This is a genomic window from Micromonospora sp. NPDC047753 (assembly GCF_040642735.1).
Taxonomy (GTDB): domain Bacteria; phylum Actinomycetota; class Actinomycetes; order Mycobacteriales; family Micromonosporaceae; genus Micromonospora.
The window spans coordinates 1-6,268 of sequence record NZ_JBEYSL010000404.1 but is presented as its reverse complement, the minus strand read 5'-3'; the positions used below and the strand labels follow the sequence as shown (position 1 = coordinate 6,268).

The window sequence follows — 6,268 nt, the reverse complement described above, 5'->3', positions numbered from 1 at the left end:
GTCGACATGATGATCATCGTGGACGACCCGTCGGCCAACGGTGAGTTGTGGATCGGCGCGGAACCCACCGAGATCGCCGTCGACCCGGGGGCCGAAGGCGCCGACCGGGCTGACCGCCACACCGGTGTCCGGCTCGGCCACCGCGCTACCCGCGATCGCGCTGGCCTGGACCAGCAACGGCGGGCGTCCGCCCGCCACCAGCCACCTGCTGCAACGGGCCACCGACGCGACCTTCGGCGGCGAGGTCACCACGATCACCGTCGCGGCCGCCGCCACCCGCTACACGGACGCGACAGTCACCCCCGGGGTGACCTACCACTACCGGATCCGGGCGGAGAACGCGGTCAGCTACTCGTCCTGGTCGAACGGGGTACCCGCCTCGGTGCACCTGGCCGCGCCGAGCGGTCTGGCCGCGGCGCTCCCGCCGGCCGCCCCGCTGCGGGTGGCGCTGCGCTGGACGAACCGCTCGTTCGCCACCGGCATCGACGTGCAGCGGGCCACCAACCCGACGTTCACCAGCGGCCCGGGCACCACGGCGATCGGGGTCGGCGACAACCACCTGGACGCGACAGTGGCACCGGACACCACGTACTACTACCGGGTGCGCACCACCTACCTGGGCTCCGCTTCCGCGTGGTCGACGGTCGCCACGGTGACCTCGCCGCCCGCGCCGGGAACCCCCACCGGGGTGAGCGCCACCGCCAGCGCACCGGGGCCGGACACCGCGACGGTGATCCTGGCCTGGGAGGCGAGCACACCCGGCGGCCCCGGGTCCGGGTTCATCGTGCAGCGGGCACTCGACCCGGCCTTCGAGCAGGAGACGGCCACCTTCACGGTGACCGGCCGCGGTTTCACCAACACGGGGTTGGCCCGGGGCGTCGCGTACCACTACCGGATCCGGTCGTTCAACGTCGTTGGCACCTCGCCGTACACCGGACCGGTCCTGGTGACGACACCACAGTGACCGGCCCGGGGTCCGCCCGCCGTCTCGGGCGTGCGCCGTCAGCGCGCTGCCTCGCGGAGCGCGTGCGCCGTCAGCGCGCTGCCTCGCGGAGCGCGTGCGCCGTCAGCGCGTCGGCGCGCGCAGCGGGGTGCCGACGGCCCGCAGCTCGGCGAGCGCCCCGGCGACCCCGTGCAGCAGGTCGGTCGCCTCGGTGAGCCGGTCGGCGGCCGGATGGGCGGTCTCCGGTCGGGAGTCCTCGGCCAGGTAGCCGGCGGCGGCGACCACCAGCCGTTCGTACGCCGCCACCCCACCCTCCAGTTGAGCGGTCAGCGCGGCGTGCGCCTCGGCCAGCGGTGGTCGGGCGTCGGCCGGGGCCAGCCGTAGCGCGCGTTCGACGCTGGCCACCCGAGCGGCCAGGTCGCGCAGCGAGCGGTCGGCGGTGGCAGCCTCCAGCACCGCCGGCTCGGCCAGCCCGGTGAGTCGGGGGGCCATTCCGGCCAGGGTGAGCGCCGCCCGGTCCAGTCGGGCCCACTGCTCTCCGGCGCTGGTGCCGCGCAGCGCGATCCGGGAGCGGACCCGGCGCACCTCGGCCAGTACGCCCGGGCCGACCGGCAGCCGCTCGACGGCGGCGATCAGTCGGGCCCGCGACCGTGCCGCCGCCTCGGCCGGGTCGAGCGCTGGGGGCGCCGGCTGGGCGGCCAGGGCGCGCACGTCGATCCAGCGCCAGGCGGCGAGCGCCACAGCGCTGCCCGCGGCGCCGGCCCAGGCCGCGTCGGGCAGACCAAGGCCGGCGTACGGAGTCAGCACCACCGCCGCGCCGCCGAGCCCACCGGCCAGCACGCTCCACCGTCGGGCCGACCGGCGAAGCCGACCCAGCCTCCGGAAGTACCGGGTCCGCTCGTCTGCCACAGTGCCCCCTCGATCCGGTCGTTCAGCCGGCGGCGGTCGGGTCGCCGGTGCCCCGCTCGCGAGCCATGCTGGCGCGCAGCTCGTCGAGCCGGGCGGCGGCCGTCGGGTCGTTGGCCGGGCCGGTCTTCTCGGCCTGCGGGACGGCCGGTCGCTGGGCCGTGCCGCCGAGCTGCTCCCCCGCCATGCTGGACCGGATCTGCTCCAGCCGGGCGGAGCCGGCCGAGTCGATCGTGGCCTTCTGAATTTCCAACATACGGCCCTCGACGGAGTTGCCGGCCAGTTCGGCGCGACCCATCGCGTTGGCGTACCGCCGCTCGATGCGGTCGCGCACCTCGTCCAGCGACGGGGTGGTGCCCGGCGCGGTCAGCGACGACATCGACTCCAGCGAGCGGGCCACCGTCTCCTGCATCTTGGCCTGCTCCAGCTGGCTGAGCAGCTTGGTGCGCTCGGCGAGCTTCTGCTGGAGGATCATCGAGTTGTTCTCGACCGCTCGGCGGGCCTGGGCGGCGGCGCCCAGCGCCTGGTCGTGCAGCGTCTTCAGGTCCTCGGTGGCCTGCTCGGCGGAGACGAGCTGGCTGGCCAGCGTCTGCGCGGACTGCTCGAACCGCGCCGCCTCGGCCTCGTCGCCCTTGGCCCGGGCCTGGTCGGAGAGCACCAGGGCCTGGCGGGCGTTGCCCTGCAACCGCTCGACCTCGGTCATCTGCCGAGACAGCTTCATCTCCAGCTGACGCTGGTTACCGATCACCGCTGCAGCCTGCTGAACCAGCGCCTGGTGCTGCCGCTGGGCATCCTCGATGGCCTGCTGGATCTGCACCTTGGGATCGGCGTGCTCGTCGATCTTCGCACCGAAGAGCGCCATCAGGTAGTTCCAACCCTTGACGAACGGGTTCGCCATCTCCGCGGTATCCCCTCAGTAGCGTCGCTCCACCACGGCCGGCCGGCTGAACCGACCGACCGTTACCGGCCGGTCTCCATCGTCCCAGCCGAACGCCAATGAGGCATCCGTACCGGGCGGTCGACAGCACCGGCGGCTCCTGCGAGCAACCCTACGCGGCCGGGGCCAGCCCGCCCATGGTCAACAAATTCGCGGCTCAGGCCGCGCAGACCACGTCCCGGTCGCGCTCGGTCGGGCGGACCCGGGTGCTGCGCAGGGTGGCCTTGAGCGGCGAGTCCTGGCGGACCGAGACGGCGACCTTGCCGTCGGAGGTGACCTGACGGACACCCCGACTGGTGCTCTTGGCCGCGGCTTCGGCCGGCTCGTCCGGCATCGAGACGAGCACCCCGGGCATCTGCTCGGCGAGCGCCACGGTGTCGCTCACCTCACGCAGCAGCTCGGAGAGGCGGGCACCGAGGGCGTCGCAGATCGCGGCGAGCAGCTCGCTCGACGGCTCCTTGTGCCCGCGCTCGATCTCGGAGAGGTAGCCGAGGCTGACGTTGGCGGCGGTGGAGACCTCACGCAGCGTGCGCTGCTGGCCCTGCCGGCGCGCTCGCAGTGCGTCACCGATCACCCGGCGTAGCAGGATCATCGCACCTCCCCCTGAGGGATACCTCGCGCCCGCCGCTGGGCGGCCGGCTGCGGCGGACCGCGCCGACCCCGAACGTCGGAGCCTTCCCGCAACCGTACCCGTTGCGGGCCCGGGCGACATCCCGCCCCGCCCGTCGGTTCGTCGGGACGGGCCCGCCGCCGCCCGTGTGGCGTCGGCTCGGGTGGCTCTGACCGTTTCGGCCCTGGCGGTCACGAGGTTGCGGCGGCCAGCCGCTCGGAGAGCAACCGCAGCGCCTCGACCACCGCCTCCGCTCGGACGTGGTCCCGCCCGCCGCCCAGGTCGAGCTGGCGGACCTGGCTGCCGTCCGGTCCGGCGACCGCGACGTAGACCAGGCCCACGGGTTTCCCGTCCTGCGGCTCCGGGCCGGCGACCCCGGTCGTGGCCAGCCCCCAGTCCGCGCCGCACCGCTGCCGGCCGCCCTCGGCGAGCGCGACCGCCACGTCCGGGTCCACCGGCCCCCGGTCGGACAACAGATCAGCCGGTACGCCAGCCAGCGTCGCCTTCAACTCGGTGGCGTAGACCACGAGACCGCCCCGGTAGACCCCGCTGACCCCGGCGATGTTCACGATCGAAGCGGCGAGCGACCCACCGGTGAGCGATTCGACGGTGGCCAGGGTTTCGTGCCGCTCGGCCAGCCGGTGCACGACCCCCGCCGCCGCACTGCCCACCTCAGCCGAACCCACCTCAGCACCGGTCACGTCAGCACCAGTCACCCCGGAACCACCCGCCCCAGCGCTGTCCTCCGACACTCAAACCCCCGCCCCGGTCGCAGAAAACCAGCCCTTCCCCACCCACAGGCCCCCAACCATCGCCCCCACTTCGCGTTGATCATGAAGTTAGCGTCACGACACGCCGTGCCGACTGACAACAACTTCATGATCAACGGCGGGAGAGCCCGGCCGGGGCTGTCAGCGGGGGCGGCGGAGGCGGAGGGCCTGCGCTACGTAGTCGAAGCCGGTGGCGACCGTGACCAGGACGGCGGCGGCCATGATCCAGGGGCCGACGGCGGCGAGCGCGGCCGGCATCGGCCAGAGGTACCAGGCGATGGCGAGGATCTGGAGCGCGGTCTTGACCTTGCCACCTCGGCTGGCGGCGATGACGCCGTGCCGGATCACCCAGAACCGCAGGCCGGTGATGCCGAGCTCGCGAACGAGAATCAGCGCCGTCACCCACCAGGGCAGTTGGTCGTACCAGGAGAGCAGCACCAGCGCCGCGCCGGTCAGCGCCTTGTCGGCGATCGGGTCGGCCACCTTGCCCACCGAGGTGACCAGCCCGAAGCGGCGGGCGATCCAGCCGTCCACCAGGTCGGTCGCCGAGGCCACCGCGAAGATCAGGCAGGCCGCCATCCGCCAACCGGCGTGGGTCATCCCGGACACGATCACCGAGGCGGCGAAGACCGGCACCAGCAGCAGCCGCAGGGCGGTCAACGCGTTCGCCGCGTTGACGACGGGCACCACGGCCACCACCCGGCCCGGCGTCGACTCCGTCGCCCCGGTCACCGCCGCACTCCGCTCGGGCCGCCGTGGCGTTCCCGGCACCGCACCACCTGGGTCCCCCGCTCCGCTCGGGCCCGCCGTCACCGTGCCGCGCCGGGCGCCGCCGAGATCATCTCATCCGGCACAGCGAGCAGGTCCACCCCTTCGGTGCCGGTCACCGTTGCGCGTACCAGATCGCCCGGGCGCAGCGCGGCCAGGTCGACCCCGCCCTCGACCGGGGCGACGAGGGTGGTGGAACCGTCCACCTCCGGCGCCTGGTGGGCCGCCCGGCCCTCCACCACGCCGTCCTCGATCGAGTCGACAAGCACCTCGACGGTCGAGCCGAGCCGGTCCTCGGCCCGCTGCGAGCAGAGCTCGTCGGCGAGGGCGCTGAGCCGGTCGTAGCGCCGCTTGATCGTCGCGGCGGAGACCTTGCCGGGCAGGCCAGCCGCCTCGGTGCCGTCCTCGTCGCTGTAGTCGAACATGCCGATCGCGTCGAGCCGGGCCTCGGTCAGGAACCGGACCAGCTCGTCGACGTCGCCGCGGGTCTCGCCGGGGAAACCGACGATGAAGTTGCTCCGGGCGCCAGCGTCCGGAGCCAGGGCGCGGGCACTCGCCAGCAGCTCCAGGAACCGGTCGGTGGAGCCGAAACGCCGCATCCGGCGCAGCACCGGCTCGCTGGAGTGCTGGAACGACAGGTCGAAGTACGGTGCCACGCCCGGGGTGGTGGCGATCGCCTCGACCAGCCCGGGCCGGGTCTCGGCCGGCTGAAGGTAGCTGGCCCGCACCCGGACGATGCCGGTCACCGCGGCGAGCTGGGGCAGCAGCTTCTCCAGGGCGCGCGGGTCACCCAGGTCCTTGCCGTACGAGGTGGAGTTCTCGCTGACCAGCACCAGCTCCCGTACGCCGGTCTTGGCCAGCCACTCCGCCTCGGCGAGCAGCTCGTCGGGCGTACGCGAGACGAAGGCCCCTCGGAAGGCCGGGATGGCACAGAACGCGCAGCGGCGGTCGCAGCCGCTGGCCAGCTTCAGCGAGGCCACCGGACCGGTGTCGAGCCGTCGACGCAGCACCTGACGCAGGTGTGCCGGGGTGTGCTCGTCGGTGTCGACGACGGTGCGGGTCACCGTGCCGTGGCCGGGAAGCGACACCCCGCTGTCGCGGCGCTGCACCGGGGTCAGCGGCAGCAGCTCGCGCCGGTCCCGTGGGGTGTGCGCGCTGATCTGCTCGCCGGCGACGACGGCGTTCAGCCGGGCGGCGATGTCGGGGTAGTCGTCGAAGCTCAGCACCGCCTGGGCCTCGGGCAGGCTGTCGGCCAACTCACGGCCGTACCGCTCGGCCATGCAGCCTGCGGCGACCACCTTGGCGCCCGTTCCGGCGGCGGCGAGCAGGGTCTG

General features: G+C 73.7%; 6 protein-coding genes and 1 pseudogene. 1 reads left to right on the top strand and 6 read right to left on the bottom strand.

Going from position 1 to position 6,268, the window contains the following annotated elements:
- Positions 1-91: 91 nt before the first annotated feature.
- Positions 92-964, top strand: a pseudogene (locus ABZ749_RS26730) (fibronectin type III domain-containing protein); the annotation flags it as partial.
- 102 nt (positions 965-1,066) lie between these two features.
- Here ABZ749_RS26730 and ABZ749_RS26725 read toward each other — a convergent pair.
- From ABZ749_RS26725 to ABZ749_RS26700, 6 genes are all read right to left on the bottom strand, one after another.
- Complete coding sequence (locus ABZ749_RS26725; RefSeq protein ID WP_357232661.1) at positions 1,067-1,852, bottom strand: hypothetical protein; 786 nt, start codon at positions 1,850-1,852, stop codon at positions 1,067-1,069.
- A 22-nt stretch (positions 1,853-1,874) separates the two neighbouring features.
- Positions 1,875-2,747, bottom strand: coding sequence for a PspA/IM30 family protein (locus ABZ749_RS26720; protein ID WP_357232659.1), 873 nt, complete (start codon positions 2,745-2,747; stop codon positions 1,875-1,877).
- Positions 2,748-2,943: 196 nt separating this feature from the next.
- Complete coding sequence (locus tag ABZ749_RS26715) at positions 2,944-3,378, bottom strand: helix-turn-helix transcriptional regulator (RefSeq protein ID WP_357195216.1); 435 nt, start codon at positions 3,376-3,378, stop codon at positions 2,944-2,946.
- Positions 3,379-3,587: 209 nt separating this feature from the next.
- Entirely contained in the window at positions 3,588-4,097 is a 510-nt protein-coding gene (locus tag ABZ749_RS26710) for a CinA family protein (protein ID WP_357232657.1), read from the bottom strand.
- Positions 4,098-4,307: 210 nt separating this feature from the next.
- Positions 4,308-4,898 carry a CDP-diacylglycerol--glycerol-3-phosphate 3-phosphatidyltransferase gene (pgsA, locus tag ABZ749_RS26705; RefSeq protein WP_357232655.1) on the bottom strand — a complete coding sequence of 197 codons (591 nt, stop codon included), beginning with the start codon at positions 4,896-4,898 and terminating at the stop codon, positions 4,308-4,310.
- Positions 4,899-4,975: 77 nt separating this feature from the next.
- A partial coding sequence (locus tag ABZ749_RS26700; protein WP_357232653.1) for a radical SAM protein occupies positions 4,976-6,268 on the bottom strand: 1,293 nt, incomplete at its 5' end.

Bases quoted from the DNA above. Each gene is read 5' to 3' on its own strand.
- ABZ749_RS26720 (WP_357232659.1), bottom strand. From the start codon at position 2,747: ATGGCGAACCCGTTCGTCAAGGGTTGGAACTACCTGATGGCGCTCTTC.
- ABZ749_RS26715 (WP_357195216.1), bottom strand. From the start codon at position 3,378: ATGATCCTGCTACGCCGGGTGATCGGTGACGCACTGCGAGCGCGCCGG.